Below are 13,217 nucleotides of genomic sequence, written 5' to 3'. Positions count from 1 at the left end.
TCGTGAATATGAAATGGATGACGAGGACCGCCGCGCTGATTGGCTTGCTTGCAGGCCTTGCAGCCCTGCCCGGACAATCCCTGGCGCAGGACAAGGTTTCCGTCGGCGTATTCCCGGTGAGTTCTTCCCTGCCCTACTTCGTGGCGCTGGACCTTGGATTCTTCAAGGAGCAGAACATCGAGCCTGAGATGACCAAACTCATGGGCGGACCCTCGAACGTCGCCGCCATGATGACTAACCAGATCGAAGTATCCGTGGTCCTCGTGATGCTCGAAGGACTTAACGCCAACGTCAAGAAGCCCGGCGTCGCGATGTATATCGGCCTCAACAGCCAGACCAAGGTCTGGAAGATGGAGCAGTTCGTGGTCCGTAACGGCTTCCCGGCAAATTCGATCGCCGATCTCAAGGGCGCCAAACTGATGTCGGCACCGGGGCCCGCCAATCTCAATACCGCCAAGGCCATCCTCGCCAAAAATGGCCTCAAGGAAGGCGACTACACCATCGATCAGCTCGACATGGGCCAGCACGTCAATGCGGTGACGGCGGGCACTTTCGATGGCGGCTATACGCTGGAGCCCAATGCGTCGATGATGATCAAGGCCGGTGTCGCGCGGTCGCTCGAGGCCGGCGTGATATCGAAATATATTCTGGGCAGCGAAACCGCTGACGCCTTTGCCGCGGGTTGCGCCATGACCTCTGACTTCATCCAGAAGCGGCCGGAGGTGGCGAAGCGTTTCGCGGCCGCCTGGGCAAAGGCCATCGCGTTCATCAATGCGAACCCCGACGAGGCCCGCAAACACCTCGCCAAAAACACCTTCACGCCGGACAACGTGGTCGACATGGTGTCGATGCTTGGCTACGTCATGGCGGGCGACATGAGCCCGAAGCAGCTTGCGGATTTTCAGGCGTTCGCCGATTTCGGCACGTCGATTGGCGTGGTGCCCGAAAAGGTCGACGTGACAGAATTCCTCCAGAAGTTTTGAGGGCGCGCGTGGCAAACCCTGCCCTGAGTGTCGCGACCGGTCCGGCCAGCGTCCCCGACGAGTCCCGTCGGACCGCGCCGCACGTCACCATCCGCGGGCTATCCAAGCACTACGCCGACGCCACGATCTACGATCGTTTCGACTTCGACATTCCCCGCGGCAAGCTGATTTCGGTGTTCGGCCCGAACGGCTGCGGCAAGAGCACCCTCATCAACATGATCGCGGGCCTTGTCCCGGCTGACGCAGGCGAAGTGCTGTTCGACGGCCGCCCCTTGAGCGGCATCCGGTTCGGCTATGTGTTCCAGAACTATCGCGAGGCCTTGTTCCCCTGGCTGCGCGCGTTCGACAACATCGCCTATCCCTTGAAGCTGATGGGCATCCCGACACCCGAGCGCAACCAACGCGTCGAACGGCTGATTTCCCATCTCGGCGTCAAGATCGACCTCGCGCTGTACCCCTATCAGCTCTCCGGAGGCCAGCAGCAGCTGGTCTCGATCATGCGGGCACTGATCATCGAGCCGGAAATCCTGTTTCTCGACGAGCCGTTTTCCGCGCTCGACTACGAGATGACCCTGTTCATGCGCGACCAGCTGCAGCGCGTTTTCATCGAGACCAAAACGACCACGGTGCTGGTGTCGCATGATCTCGAGGAAGCGGTGTATCTTTCGGACTATGTCCTGCTGCTGTCGCGGCACCCGGCGCGCGTGGTCGAGTTCGTGCCCTACGACGCGCCGCGGCCGCGAACCGACAGGACTATGTCGGAGGCGGGCTTCATCGCCACCAAGGCGCATTGCCTAAAACTGTTCCAGCGCGAGGTGCACCGCGGATGAGCAAAGCCAAGGCCCTGCTGCCGCTGGTCGGCGTCGCCATCCTTCTGGCGATCTGGACAATCGTGACCTGGCTGAAGCTGGTCGATCCGGTGTTGCTGCCGTCGCCGCTGGCGACGTTCCGGACGTTGTGGGAGGGCATGGTCAACGGCAAGCTCGGTGTCGACTTCCTCAAGACGGTGATGCGAACGATCTACTCGACCGCGATCGCCGCCGTGATCGCGATCCCGCTCGGGATCCTGCTCGGCTCATCGGAAAAACTCTATCGCTCGGTGGAGTTTCTGATCGATTTCTTCCGTTCGACGCCGGCGTCCGCGATGTTTCCGCTGTTCCTGGTGCTGTTCGGCGTCGGCGACCGGACCAAGATTTCAGTTGCCGCGTTCGGCGCCGCTTTGGTGATCCTGTTCAACGTCGCCTATGGCGTCATGAACGCGCGAAAGACGCGGCTGCTCGCCGCCAAAGTGATGGGCGCTTCCAGGCTGCGCGTGCTGTTTGACGTGATGCTGAAGGAATCGCTGCCACAGACCTTCGTCGGCCTGCGCAACGGCGTCTCGCTGGCGCTGGTCATCATCGTCGTGGCGGAGATGTTCATCGGCTCGACCGACGGGCTCGGCCAGCGCGTGTTCGAAGCCCAGCAGCTGTTCGATATGCCCGGCATGTATGCCGCGATCTTCGCGGCCGGGGCGCTTGGCCATACGCTCAATTTATTGTTTCTGGTGATTGAACGCCGTTTTGTGCACTGGGCCGGGCGATAACCGCCTTACGCAACTTCGTGATCGCGCTGCCATTCTTCGGTATCGGCGAGCCGCGTCCAGTATTGCGCGAAGCTCTGCAGGCGCCGCGCTTCGTTGGCATCCTTCTCGGTCCTGGCCTGTTGAGCGGCCTCGGCTGCCCATTTTCGGAGCTCTGATTGATTTGACATATCCGCCTCGTACATCCCGCCACGTTGGTTGGTGTAGAGGCAACTAGCCAAGTTCATCGTTTTTGAGGCCGAACACGTCCTTGTGTTCGAACAATCCTGTGTTGGACGATCCTCCAGTCGCCGGGCCGATCAGTGGCTGACCCGCCAGATCGTTCCGTTGCCGTCTTCCGAGACAAGCAGTGCGCCGTCATGCGCCACCGCAATGCCGACGGGACGACCCCATACCTCGGAATCATTGATGACGAAGCCGGTGACGAAATCTTCGTACTCGCCGGTCGGGACGCCCTCCTTCAGCCTAATACGAACGACCTTGTAGCCGGTTCGTTTGGCCCGGTTCCACGATCCGTGCTCGGCTGCGAAGGCGTCGCCACGATACTCCTCGGGAAAGCTGCTCCCGCTATAGAAAGTCAAGCCGAGCGACGCGGAGTGGGCCTGCAGCAGGACGTCGGGGATCGTGACCTTGTCCTTCAAGTCGGGGCGCTTCCCGGCGTGCCTTGGGTCTTCGTTGCCGCCGATGTAGAACCACGGCCATCCATAAAAGGCATTTTCGCGAACCCGGGTCACATAGTCCGGCACAAGGTTTTCGCCGAACCCGTCGCGCTCGTTGGTCGAGCACCACGGCGTGCCGGTCTGCGGCTGGATCGCCAGGCCCACGCAGTTACGGATGCCGGTGGCAAATATCTTCTGGTTCTTGCCGTCGGGATCGAAAGCCAGCACCGCCGCGCGATCGGTCTCGGCGCCCCAGGCTGCGCCAAGCGCATGCGCGCGGCTCCAGGTATCGAGGCCGCCCGGGGGCCGGCCCATGCCTTCGCCGTCATTGCCTTCCGAGCCGACCGAAACCAGCATGCGTGTGCCGTCCGGCGTGAAGGCGATATCACGTGTCGAATGGCCGCCTCTCGGCAGCCTGGCCACTACCGTTTCGGGTTTGCCGGATGCCGTCAAATCGCCGGACCGGTAGGGAAATCGAACGACGCTGTCGGTATTGGCGACATACACCCAGTGCGGATCGTCGCCATCAGGGAAGAACGAGATTCCGAAGGGGTGACTGAGGCCGCTGGCATAGACTTCGCTGATCTGAGGTTTCGGAGCGCCCTCCGCCGTGCGCAAAATACGGATGCGGCCCGCCCGCGTTTCAGCGACAAACAGGTCGCCGTTCGGCGCGGTACGGATGATGCGTGGACCGCTCAGCCCATCGGCGAACAGTTCCACTTTGAATCCGGGCGGAACTTGCGGCTTGGTCGAGGCTGGCCTGGCCACGACGCGGGACACGTTGGCGGCCGAACGCGTTGCGCCCGGCTTCGGCAGGTCTTCCGGTTTGATCAGACGAACGGTGCCGGGTTTGTCGCGCAGCCAGTCGCCGAAGGCGTCCTGCCCCCGCAGTGTAACCGGCTGGGCATTCGACGGACCAATCGTGGAAAGTATTGATGCCAACGCCGCGGCGGCTGCACAGGTTTGTCGTGTTGCGGTCATTCCATTCCTCTGTGGTGAACACGGTCAAACAGTGAAAACAACGCCTGCCATCCTAGAACGTCCATTCGCCGGCCCCTGATCACGTTGTCTTCACGAGATTGCCCGAGGCGGTTCTCCGGACGATCACCATTTTACCTTTTCGGCCCGTGGATTCGGCACGCCGGAAGTTGTAATCAGTTTCGATGATGTCGATTGGACATTCCCTTTGGAGCAGGCCCTTTGAATATTCTCTGCCGCGTCCTCGCCGTCACATTCTTCGCCCTCGCCCCGCCGCTTACCGGTGCAGCGATGGCGCAAAGCGCGATCGCCGCCGCTGTGGCAAAGCCGGTGTCGCTGCCGGATATCGCGATCGGCTCGCCGAAGGCGCCGATCACCATCACCGAATACGCCTCGATGAGCTGCCCGCATTGCGCGGCGTTCGGCGAGAACGTGTTCCCGATGCTGCGGACGAAATATATCGACACCGGCAAGGTGCGGTTCGTGTTCCGTGAATTTCCACTCGACATCAAGGCCGCGGCGGCCTCGATGCTGGCGCGCTGCATCGCCAAGGACGATTCCGAAAAATACCTCGGTGCCGTCGATATCCTGTTCAAGCAGCAGGACCGCTTGATGGATCAGACCAAGGACACGCTGAATTTCATCGGCAAGCTGAACGGGATGAGCGAACAGGAGGTCGAGACCTGCGAGAAGGATCAGGCGCTGCTCGACAAGCTCGCCGCCGACCAGAGATATGCGGTGGATGCCTTGAAGGTGGATTCGACACCGACCTTCTTCGTCAATGGCGAGCGGCTCAAGGGCAGCATGTCGTTCGAGGAACTGGAAGAGCGGATCAAACCGCTGTTGAAGAAATAACGAAGGCACGCCGTCGCCCTCTCCCCTTGTTCTGCGCGCCGCCGTCGCCGATGATGGCGCCAACAAGCATATTTGGGGGAAAGCGCCATGGCGGCCATTTTGCGAATATCGTGCGCAGCCGTGTTGTTGTTGTGCGGTGTCCCGCCAGCCTCGGCGCAAAGCTATCCAAACCGGCCGGTGCGCGTGGTGGTCGGATTTCCGGCCGGCGGGCCGACCGACGCCATCGCGCGCATGGTGTCACAGAAACTCTCCGATGCGCTCGGCCAGCAGTTCTTTGTGGAGAATGTCGGCGGCGCGGGCGGAAACACCGCGGCCGGCCAGGTCGCGCGCGCGACCCCGGATGGTTACACCATCATGGCGATCAGCACCGGATTCATGGTCAATCCCAGCCTCTACGCCAGGGTGCCGTACGATGCGGTGAAGGATTTTGCCCCGGTGACGCTGGTCGCAGCGTCTCCGAATGTGGTCGTGGTCAACCCGTTGGTGCCGGCCAAATCGCTGCCGGAACTGGTGCAGCTTATTCGAGACAATCCCGGCAAATACAGCTTTGCGGGTCCTGGCGTCGGCTCGACGCCACATCTCGGCGGCGAATTGTTTCGGCTGGCGTTCAATCTCGACCTGGTGCATGTGCCGTTTACAGGTGCTGCTCCGGCGGTCCAGGCTACGGTCGGCGGGCATACGCCGATCGCCTTCACCGCACTGCCGTCCTCGCTCTCGGCGATCCAGTCCGGGCAACTCCGCGCGCTCGGTGTTGCGGCAAACGAACGCGCGGGCGGAATACCCGGCGTGCCGACCTTCGCCGAACAGGGCATCAGGGATCAGGAAGCCGACACCCTCACCGGTATCGTCGCGCCGGCGGGGACCCCGAAGGAGATCGTTGACCTGCTTTATCGCGAGATCGCCAAGGCTGTCGGGCAGCCGGACCTGACCGAGCGCCTCGCCGTGCTCGGCTTCAAGGCGGTGGCGGACACACCGGATGAATTCGCCGCACGGATCAAGCTGGAAATGGAGAAGTGGGGCAAGGTCGTGCACGATGCGAAGCTGAGGATCGAGTAAGCTTCCCCGCGCTCAGCGCCATCAGGTCGATTGCGGTGCTTTCGGGACGTCGATGAAGGTCAGGCCGATCCGGTTTTTCTGGATCCAGGCGATGCGGCATTCACGGACGATCGAGGAGTCCTTCGCCATCACGAGGCGAAAGCACTGCGGAACAAAAGCCGGATTCGCGACGTCAATCGCCGCCCCCTCGACCGAAATGTTGCGCACGACGCAACGCATCACGGAACCGCCCGACGAGACATAGGCGGGTTCGTCGATTTCGGTTCGCGGATGCTTTCGTTTCTCTTCCATCCCCTTCGACCCTGGATGTCGCTAAAACGGCAGGCTAGCGGCAAAACATTAAACAAATGGCGAGCGTCCGCCGCCACGCCCCGTGCGTGGCACTCTCGGCCGAATTTGTGCAAAGCGGTATGACATCCCGCCGCCGTTGCCGCGCAGATGTGATCCGCGTCTCCGCGGGGTTGCTGTTCGCGGCATCGGCGGGATAGCCTTCGCCGATAGCGGTGCGCAGGCGCGACGCCCGTTCAAAAAATGAACATGCGCCAAGGGGAAACGCCATGTTCGAGATACTCGATCGCCGGACGAGTCTGACCGGCAACCAGATCAAGATCCTCGCCGCCGCCATCATCGGCGACGCGCTCGAATTCTTCGACTACTTCCTGATCGGCTTCGTGCTCGCCTTCCTGATCGGGCCGTGGAAGCTCACCTTCGGTCAGTCGGCGACGGTGCTGATGAGTTCCGGAATCGGCGCCATCATCGGCGCCTATCTCTGGGGTTGGCTTGCCGATCGCGTCGGCCGCCGCGTGGTGTTCATTGGCACCGTCTTGAACTTCTCGATTGCGACGGGCCTGCTCTATTTCACACCCGATAATGGCTGGATCTATCTGACGATCATGCGTTTCTTCGTCGGCACCGGGGTCGGCGGGCTGTATTGCGTGGACCTGCCGCTGGTGCAGGAATTCATGCCCTCTTCCAAGCGCGGCTGGGTCGGAGGGCTGGTGACGTGCGTCATCCCGCTGGGTGTCGGTCTTGGCGCCGTGATGGGCGGTTTCATGGGAAGCGACCAGTGGCGGCTGCTGTTTGCCATCGGCGTGCTCCCGGCGTTGCTGGTCCTGCTGGTCCGCCTCTGGGTTCCGGAATCGCCGCGCTGGCTGTGCCGCCAGGGCCGCTACGAAGAAGCCCGCAAGTCGCTCGCCTGGGCGCTCCAGATGGAACCATCTACCCTGCCGCTGCCGACCGCCGCTGACGCCGGCCCGATCGTTAAGTCGAACTGGCTTGACCTGTTCAAATATCCGCGGAGCCTGCTGGTCTCCTGGCTCGGCAATGCCGGCGCCCAGACCGGCGTCTACGGCATCACACTCTGGGCGCCGTCGCTGTTCGTGCTGCTGTTGAAGGTGACGCCCCAGGAAGCCGCCAAGATGATGATCCTGCTCAGCGTGAGCGGCTTCATCGGCCGTCTCTCCTTCTCCTACTTCTCGGAGGCGTTGGGACGGCGCACCGCCGGCGGGCTGCTCGGCCTCGGTGCCGGGGTGCTGACCATCGTCGCCGGCTACCATTACGATGCGACGATGTTTGGCCTGTCGGCGTTCTGGCTGATCCTAGCCGTGGCCTTCTTCTTCGCCGATGGCGGCTTTGCCATCGTCGGGCCCTATGCGGCCGAGGTCTGGCCGTCGCATCTGAGAACCAGCGGCATGGGCTCGGCCTATGGCTTCGGCGGTATCGGCAAGATCATCGGACCGGTCGGCCTCGCGTTGATCGTGGGTTCCAACAATTATCTCAAGCCCGACGTGCCGCTGACCCAAATCCCGACCGCCTTCGTCTATCTCGGCTGCTGGTTCCTGATGGCCGGCGCCGTGTATTATTTCCTCGGCATCGAGACCAGGGGCAAGTCGATCGAACAGATCGACAAGGATCTGGCTGACGGGCTTGATTTGTCGACGGCCACCGTGCGGCAGGCATAGCCTTGGACCGGCCGATCTCCACTTCTGCCGATCTTGCGGGCGACCAGCGTGTGATCGCCCGCGCCGAGGCCGTCCGTCCCGCGGTCGCCGCAGCCTCCAACGAGGTCGAGGCGACGCGGCGGCTGCCGCCGGCGCTGCTCGACAAGCTTCACGACGCGGGGCTGTTTCGCTTGCTGCTGCCACGTTCGTCCAACGGCATCGAAACCGATCCGGTCACCTTCTTCCACGTCATCGAGACCATCGCCCGCGCCGACGCCTCCACGGCATGGTGCCTAAGCCAGGCCGGCGGCTGCGCGATGTCGGCGGCCTATCTCGACCTGCCGGTGGCGCAGGCGATCTTTGGCGATCCGAAGGCCGTACTGGCCTGGGGCCCCGGCCCCAGGGTCAAGGCGGTGGAATGCGACGGCGGCTATCGAGTCACCGGCGTGTGGTCGTTCGCCTCCGGCGGCCGGCATGCGACCTGGCTCGGCGCGCACTGTCCGATCTATGCGGCCGACGGCTCGCCGAAGCGCGATGCCAATGGCGAACCGCTGGAGCGCACCATGCTGGTACGCACCCAGGATGTGGAATGGACCGACATCTGGAACACGGTCGGGCTGCGCGGCACCGCCAGTGACCAGTTCGCGCTGAACGACTTCTTCGTCCGGTCGGATCATTCGATCACCCGCGAATTCGACCGGGAATGTCACGAAGGCGGACCGCTCTACCGCATGAGCGCCGGCACCTGCTACCAGGTCGGCTTTGCCGGCGTGGCCTGCGGAATTGCCCGCGGCGCGCTCGACAATTTTGTCGATGTGGCGCGCAACAAGGTGCCGCGCGGCATGAAGTCACCGCTGCGCGACAACGCCGTGGTGCAGTCCGGTCTCGCCCAGGCCGAGGTCAATTTGCGCGCCGCGCGCGCCTTCCTGCTGCAGTCGATGGCCGACATCTGGAAGGATCTGGTGGCCGGAACCAGCATCACGGTCGAACAGCGCGTCATCATCCGCATGGCCGCCACCCACGCCATCCACAAGGGGCGCGAGGCGGTCGATTTCGCCTATAACGCCGCCGGAGCCACCGCGATCTTCGAGGGGCATCCGCTGGAGCGTCGCTTCCGCGACATCCACACCGTGACCCAGCAATTGCAGGGCCGGCTCAGCCATTTTGAAACCGTCGGCGCCTGGATGCTGGGCGTCGAGGCCGACCTCGCCTTCGTCTAACCCACTTTCGTCCAGGGAGAACAACCATGCCACTTGGCGGACTGCAGCATTACACCATCGAACCCCAGGACCTCGAGCGCACAAAGAACTTCTACTGTGAAGTGCTGGGCCTGGAGAACGGCGATCGGCCGCCGCTCGATTTTCCCGGCTATTGGCTCTATTCAGGCGGCGTCGCCACGGTGCATCTGATGGGCACGCGCAAGCCGCGCGAAGGCATCGTGGTACGCGGCACCGAAAAGAAATACGAGGACACCGGCCGTCTCGATCACATCGCCTTTTCCGCCACCGATGTCGACGGTGTGCGCAAGCGCCTGCAGCAGCACAACGTCAAATTCCGCGAAAGCATCGTGCCGCGTACCGGCGATACGCAGTTCTTCATGTACGACCCCGATGGCGTCGGCGTGGAACTGAATTTCCCGAAGGTGTAGAGCGTTTTTCGCGCCCCGGTCTTGCCGCGAGTTTGACATCAATTCGGCCGGCCCTGCGCTGGCCGGATTCGCCTTGCGATATTCCTGGGCCAAAGCACTCCTCGGCCAAAGCGCGCATGATGTTCCGGCGCAACACTCAACGGTGAAAGATCGACGTTCCCGACAAGGCCGCGAGTCGGCCATCACTCGGGCGCGAGTCGGACAGGGTTTCTTCAATATTGCGTGACGAATAGACGAGCCGCGCCGCTGCGGCAGGATAGCCGGGTGCCGTGCCTTTAACCTACCCCAGGGCTACGTGCCCGGCTATTCGTCGCGGCCCCACCGTATTCAAGCCACAAAAAAAGCCCCGGGCGATGCCGGGGCTGTTGTTTGGCGCACTGGATCGATTTCAGTATTTCGCAACAACCGGTCCGGCCCAGTCGAAGCGATAATTGAGCTTCACCATACTTCATTGGTCCCGACAGTCTTGTGGCCCGTCACATTTTGATTGAGGCAAGCCGTTGTCGTCTGACAAATCCCGGCGACCTGGCTGAGTCCGAAATCTCCGCCCTGATAGCCGGTGTACCGATACCCGCCGCCGATTTCCCGGTTCTTGTTGGGCGCGTAGGCCAAGCCTGCGCCAGCCTGGCACCGGGCGGTCTGCTCAGTTTGCCCTTGGCTGTTGCCAAAACGCAGTCGTTCGGCTCCTCCGCGTATCTGACGCCCAACTTGGTCCGGGCGGTGAGGACTTATCCACACGCTGAACCAAGGTTCGGCGGGGGACAGCCAAGCCAGGAATCGAGGCGTTCGGGCACCGCCAGAGCGGAGCGGCGGGACCGGTTACAATTGCCTAATCGAGCCCGCGTTCGTGGCTCAGATTGACCATTTCCTGAATGAAAATCTGCTTCTGCTTGTCGTCCAGGCTCGCAAACAGCGGCTCGGCCGAATCGGCCACATTGCGCTGATCGACCGCCCGATCGTTGAGGAACTGGGCTTCGTTGCGCATCTGCTCGATGATGTCGTCGGGCGGATCGCGCTTGGCGCGCGCGATGCGCAGATTGAGGCGATCGGCGCCGTTATGGCCGAGATAGTGCATCGCACTATTGAAGCCGGCCCAGTTCTTCTCCTGCTCTGGCGTCAGGTTCAATTCCTTCTTTATCCGCTCGATATTGGCGTCGCTGTTGGCGACAATTTGTTCGGCCGTGATCTGCGGCGCACCTACCTGGGTCAGGACTGCCGGCTGCTTGGTCCCCTTGGCGCCCTTGGCCGCCTTCGCGGTTTTCGCAGCATCGCCCTGCTTGCCATCTTTCGCGGCCGGCGCCTGTCCATTCGGCGCCTGGCCATTCCTACCGCCGGTCAGGACACCGGTGACTCCGGTCACGACGCCGACCACGCCGCCGATCGCGCCGCCGAGGACGCCGCCAACCGGTCCGGCGGCCTTGTTGCCCTCGCGGGCGCCCTTTTCAACGCCCTGAACCACCTGCGCATCGGCCATCCACGGCGCGCCAAGAAGCATGATGGCGGCCAGCCCAAGCGCGACGCATAGCTTCCACCGCGAACGCAGCGTCGTTACCGGGTTGGTCATTCGTTCATCTCCTTTTGGTCGATCTAAACTGTCGGCTTTGCGTTCTCTACGGCGGAGGGCCCGCCGCCGAATCCGGATTTTATCGTTTTCGCGTTGCGCAAGTCTACCTGCCGCGCTCCGTCATCCAAATGACGAAACGTTCGCCGCAAAACGGGATTAGGCCGGCGGGGAGAAACCTGCTGCGCTATCGGACACCCGCTCGCCCATCCGCGAGGTCGGTGTGTGCGATGCAATATCCTCGCGCCGTTGCCGGGAATGCCTTGCATTTCGTGGATGGAGATTCCCGCTGCTTGCAATTTGCACACAACGTTAGTTCTAGAACAGCAAGCGCCTGATTTCTCGACAGACGCCGGCAATTCTGCTCTGATTGCGTCAATGAAATCTCCGCGACGCCTGAATCGCCGCGAGCAGAACAACAAAAACGAGATTTCTCTTCGTATCCGATTGGCTCACCAGGGAGGTAACGCCATGTCACGGAAGAAGCTCACTCGTCGAGAATTTGTTGCTGCTACTGCGCTGTCATCGGCAGCGTTGATCACCGCACCCTATGTGCGCGGCGCGTACGCCGCCGGCAAGCTGACAATGGGCTTCTGGGATCACTGGGTGCCCGGCGCCAACAAGGCCTCGACCGACCTGGTCAACGAGTGGGCCGAAAAAGAGAAGGTCGAGGTTTCGATCGACTACATCACCAGCAACGGCCGGAAGAACGAGATCACGATCGCCGCCGAAGCCCAGGCGAAGTCCGGGCACGATATCCTCGCGATGGCGACGTGGTGGCCGCATTCGCAGGCCGATCTGCTTGAGCCGATGAACGACGTTGTTGAACCGCTGATCGCGCAAAACGGTGCTGTCAATGGCACGGTGCAATATCTCGGCAAGGCCGGCGACAAATGGCTCGGCGTTCCCACCTGTATCGGCAGCCAGATCAAGGGGCCCTGCTCGCGCATCGACCTCATGAAGAAGTACGCCGGCATCGACGTGCAGGAGATGTATCCGGCAGGCAGCCCGCCCAAGGCGGAGAACTGGACCACGGACACCTTCCTCAAGGCGGCCGAAGCCTGCCACAAGGGCGGCTTTCCGTTCGGCATCGGGCTTGGCGAGACCAGCGACTCCGTCGATACCGTCGGCGCGATCTTCCTGTCCTTTGGCGCCGAGGTCGTCGATGCCAAGGGCAATGTTGTCGTGAAGAACGACAATGTCCGCCAGGCGCTAGAATACTACAAAAAGTTGATCGCGTTCCTGCCGCCCGACGCGCCGGCGTGGGACGATGCCTCCAACAACCGATGGCTGGTCTCGGGCAAGGGCGCGCTGATCATGAACCCGCCGAGCGCCTGGGCCGTCGCCAGGCGCGACGCCCCGGATATTGCCGCGCAATGCTGGACTCACGGCTTCCCAGCCGGCCCGAAGGGCCGCTTCGCGCCGTTCTTGCCCTATTTCTGGAGCGTCTGGAATTTCGGCAAGAACAAGGCGGCGGCCAAAAGCCTGCTGACACACATGTCGCAACCGGCTGCAGTCGAGAAACTGGTCGCGGCAAGCGGTGGCTATGATCTGCCGGCGTTCGAGAAACTCACCACGCTGAAGACATGGGCCGAGGAAGGGCCGCCGAAGGGCACGCTTTACCACTACCCCAATCCGTACAACCATCAGAAGCTCTCGATCGCGGCATCGCCGGCCCCACCGAAGGTCGCCCAGCAGATTTACACCCAGGCAACCCTGACCAAGATGTGCGTGCGCTTCTACCAGGGCGAGCCGATGGAGAAGACGCTGGCCTGGGCGGAAGGCGAACTCGAAGGCTTCATGCGGAGTTGAACTGGTCCGGGCGGTCGCGCCAGTCGCGTGGCCGCTGCGGCGAGCACTCCACGACGCGGTTGCGTCAATACGACTGGTGGCCGGCAGCGATGCCGGCCCCGATTGAAAGCCTGACCGGCTCCTCTGAAACCGCGAGGAAGATGAAT

13 protein-coding genes are annotated in these 13,217 nt (G+C 62.5%); 9 read left to right on the top strand and 4 right to left on the bottom strand.

The window, feature by feature from the left end:
• Nucleotides 1–17: 17 nt before the first annotated feature.
• From NL528_RS23290 to NL528_RS23280, 3 genes are read left to right on the top strand one after another with little or no spacing between them, the layout of a single operon-like run.
• On the top strand, nucleotides 18–983 hold the full coding sequence (locus NL528_RS23290) for an ABC transporter substrate-binding protein (RefSeq protein WP_309176796.1): 966 nt from the start codon (nucleotides 18–20) through the stop codon (nucleotides 981–983).
• Between the two features lie 8 nt (nucleotides 984–991).
• Complete coding sequence (locus tag NL528_RS23285) at nucleotides 992–1,813, top strand: ATP-binding cassette domain-containing protein (RefSeq protein WP_309176795.1); 822 nt, start codon at nucleotides 992–994, stop codon at nucleotides 1,811–1,813.
• Nucleotides 1,810–2,565, top strand: a complete 756-nt coding sequence (locus NL528_RS23280) for an ABC transporter permease (RefSeq protein WP_309176794.1) — start codon at nucleotides 1,810–1,812, stop codon at nucleotides 2,563–2,565. Before NL528_RS23285 ends, NL528_RS23280 begins: the two co-directional genes overlap by 4 nt.
• A 5-nt stretch (nucleotides 2,566–2,570) precedes the next feature.
• On the opposite strand, the gene NL528_RS23275 is transcribed toward NL528_RS23280, so the two are convergent.
• Entirely contained in the window at nucleotides 2,571–2,732 is a 162-nt protein-coding gene (locus NL528_RS23275; protein ID WP_309176793.1) for a hypothetical protein, read from the bottom strand.
• A gap of 129 nt (nucleotides 2,733–2,861) precedes the next feature.
• On the bottom strand, nucleotides 2,862–4,202 hold the full coding sequence (locus tag NL528_RS23270) for a sorbosone dehydrogenase family protein (protein WP_309176792.1): 1,341 nt from the start codon (nucleotides 4,200–4,202) through the stop codon (nucleotides 2,862–2,864).
• 225 nt (nucleotides 4,203–4,427) lie between these two features.
• Here NL528_RS23270 and NL528_RS23265 point away from each other — a divergent pair, with 225 nt between their 5' ends.
• Nucleotides 4,428–5,054 carry a DsbA family protein gene (locus tag NL528_RS23265; protein ID WP_309185015.1) on the top strand — a complete coding sequence of 209 codons (627 nt, stop codon included), beginning with the start codon at nucleotides 4,428–4,430 and terminating at the stop codon, nucleotides 5,052–5,054.
• Nucleotides 5,055–5,141: 87 nt separating this feature from the next.
• Complete coding sequence (locus NL528_RS23260; protein WP_309176791.1) at nucleotides 5,142–6,110, top strand: tripartite tricarboxylate transporter substrate-binding protein; 969 nt, start codon at nucleotides 5,142–5,144, stop codon at nucleotides 6,108–6,110.
• Between the two features lie 21 nt (nucleotides 6,111–6,131).
• On the opposite strand, the gene NL528_RS23255 is transcribed toward NL528_RS23260, so the two are convergent.
• A complete protein-coding gene (locus NL528_RS23255) occupies nucleotides 6,132–6,401 on the bottom strand; it encodes a PilZ domain-containing protein (protein WP_309176790.1) in 270 nt (89 codons plus the stop codon).
• A 266-nt stretch (nucleotides 6,402–6,667) separates the two neighbouring features.
• Between NL528_RS23255 and NL528_RS23250 the strand changes: the two genes are divergently transcribed.
• The 3 genes from NL528_RS23250 to NL528_RS23240 are packed head-to-tail and all read left to right on the top strand — an operon-like array spanning nucleotide 6,668 to nucleotide 9,698.
• On the top strand, nucleotides 6,668–8,071 hold the full coding sequence (locus tag NL528_RS23250) for an MFS transporter (protein WP_309176789.1): 1,404 nt from the start codon (nucleotides 6,668–6,670) through the stop codon (nucleotides 8,069–8,071).
• 2 nt (nucleotides 8,072–8,073) lie between these two features.
• Nucleotides 8,074–9,270, top strand: coding sequence for an acyl-CoA dehydrogenase family protein (locus tag NL528_RS23245; protein WP_309176788.1), 1,197 nt, complete (start codon nucleotides 8,074–8,076; stop codon nucleotides 9,268–9,270).
• 26 nt (nucleotides 9,271–9,296) lie between these two features.
• Nucleotides 9,297–9,698, top strand: a complete 402-nt coding sequence (locus NL528_RS23240; RefSeq protein WP_309176787.1) for a VOC family protein — start codon at nucleotides 9,297–9,299, stop codon at nucleotides 9,696–9,698.
• An 829-nt stretch (nucleotides 9,699–10,527) separates the two neighbouring features.
• Here NL528_RS23240 and NL528_RS23235 read toward each other — a convergent pair.
• Nucleotides 10,528–11,262: a Spy/CpxP family protein refolding chaperone gene (locus tag NL528_RS23235; protein ID WP_309176786.1), complete on the bottom strand. Its 735-nt coding sequence runs from the start codon at nucleotides 11,260–11,262 to the stop codon at nucleotides 10,528–10,530.
• Between the two features lie 468 nt (nucleotides 11,263–11,730).
• On the opposite strand from NL528_RS23235, the gene NL528_RS23230 reads away from it, so the two are divergent.
• Nucleotides 11,731–13,071: an extracellular solute-binding protein gene (locus NL528_RS23230; RefSeq protein WP_309176785.1), complete on the top strand. Its 1,341-nt coding sequence runs from the start codon at nucleotides 11,731–11,733 to the stop codon at nucleotides 13,069–13,071.
• Nucleotides 13,072–13,217: the final 146 nt, after the last annotated feature.

It is taken from the genome of Bradyrhizobium sp. Ash2021, assembly GCF_031202265.1.
Lineage (GTDB): Bacteria > Pseudomonadota > Alphaproteobacteria > Rhizobiales > Xanthobacteraceae > Bradyrhizobium.
This window is presented reverse-complemented; position numbering and strand designations above follow the sequence as displayed.